Annotated in this window: 2 protein-coding genes; both read left to right on the plus strand. The window is 33.8% G+C overall.

Annotation, left to right across the window (positions count from 1 at the left end; all coding sequences use genetic code 11):
* Window positions 1-946: BspA family leucine-rich repeat surface protein (locus KUA55_RS18055; protein WP_218327763.1), on the plus strand; the 946-nt coding region annotated here is incomplete at its 5' end.
* Between the two features lie 3 nt (window positions 947-949).
* Window positions 950-1,528 (plus strand): MucBP domain-containing protein, encoded by a 579-nt coding sequence (locus tag KUA55_RS18620; RefSeq protein ID WP_343214744.1) that lies wholly within the window; start codon window positions 950-952, stop codon window positions 1,526-1,528.
* The last annotated feature ends 184 nt before the right edge of the window (window positions 1,529-1,712 follow it).

A 1,712-nucleotide genomic window follows, 5' to 3' on the forward strand; every position in this document is an offset into this window, starting at 1 on the left:
AATGACTGTTGATTCAGGTGAACTGAGTAATTCCGGCTATCCTGTAGATATTTTTAATCAAACAAAGAAAATTGTTTTTAATGAAGGTGTTAAAGCACCTTCAAATAGTAACTACTTGTTTTCAAGTACACCGTTCCCAATTTTGGAAACAGTTGAAGGTACGCTAGATACTTCAAACGTTATTAGCATGAATCAAATGTTTTCTAGTTCTAAAATTACCTCATTTGAGGGGATAAGTGATTGGGATGTTTCTAATGTTACTTCTCTAAATCTAACGTTCGCAGCTAGCTCATTTACTTCATTAGATCTAAGTAACTGGGATACTTCTAGTGTCGTTAGTATGTATGGTACATTTTTAAGCTTTAATTCACCTACACTAAACATTAGCAACTGGAACACTTCAAATGTTACTGACATGAATCAAATGTTTTCTAATTCTAAATTAATTTCATTAGACTTAAATAATTGGGATACTTCAAACGTAACAAACATGGCTCGAATGTTTTATAGCACTGCACTCACATCGTTAGATTTAAGCAAGTGGAATACGTCTAATGTAACAAGTACACAGAACATGTTTTATAATTCTACTATAGAGTCTTTGAACCTTCTTAACTGGGATACCTCAAAGGTATTAACAATGTCAGGAATGTTTGATTTGACTTATTATCTTAATGAAATTACTTTAGGTAAATTAAGTAAATTTAATACAACTGTTAACTTACCAATAAATGCTGTCCCTGCTGAGAATGTCTCGTATACTACGTTATGGGTTCAAAGTGATCCAAATGAAGTAGATAACTATTATGCAGATAGCTTAGGATTTATGAAAAAATATGATGGTTCATTTCCTGGAACATATAGACGTGAAATCGCAAAAACTATCGGTGGAAATATTACTGTTAATTATAAAGATACTGACGGAGTTTATCTTTCCTCAACATAAACAATTTCCGGGTATATTGGAGACACCTATGCCACTAATGCCGTGTCCATTACAGGATATGAATTGCAAGAAGTTGTAGGAAATGCTACTGGAAATTTTGATTATTTTCCCCAAGAAGTTAATTACATTTACAAAAAAGTATCAACTCCTGATAATAACCTTGTTCCAATATGGAGAGCTTACAATTTAAATGATGGAGATCATTTGTACACAACCAGCATCGATGAGTATAGCTGGATAGTTGGTCTTAAATGGCAAGCGGAAGGAATAGCTTTCCAGAGTGTTCTTTCGTCCTATACAGGAGCAGTACCTGTGTATCGATTATACAACCCAAATTCTGGAGAACATTTCTATACTATCAGCGAGAGTGAGTATTCTTCTGTAGCCCAAAAAGGATGGAAAAAAGAAAATATTGGCTTCTATATGGTTCCAAAGGATGAAGGACAGCCAATCTATCGTGTTTTTAATCCAAATGCTACAGGCCCTGGATCGCATTTATTCACAGAAAGTAAAGACGAAGCTAATTGGTTAATCAACCAAGGTTGGTCAAATGAAGGTGTAGCTTTTTACGCACCAAAATAAGAATAACAAATATAGTGCATAAAAAGCTTATTATGTCGTTAATCAATCCAAACGAAGTTGCTGAATGTAGCAATACTAAGAGTCCAGATGCTAAAAAATCTGTAACACCATCTCATAGTTGTGCTTTTTGGAAAGACGCTGTTTAAATTAATAAAAAATAAAGCCAGTTCACATAGTGAATTGG

The organism is Enterococcus alishanensis, from assembly GCF_019218635.1.
GTDB lineage: Bacteria > Bacillota > Bacilli > Lactobacillales > Enterococcaceae > Enterococcus_A > Enterococcus_A alishanensis.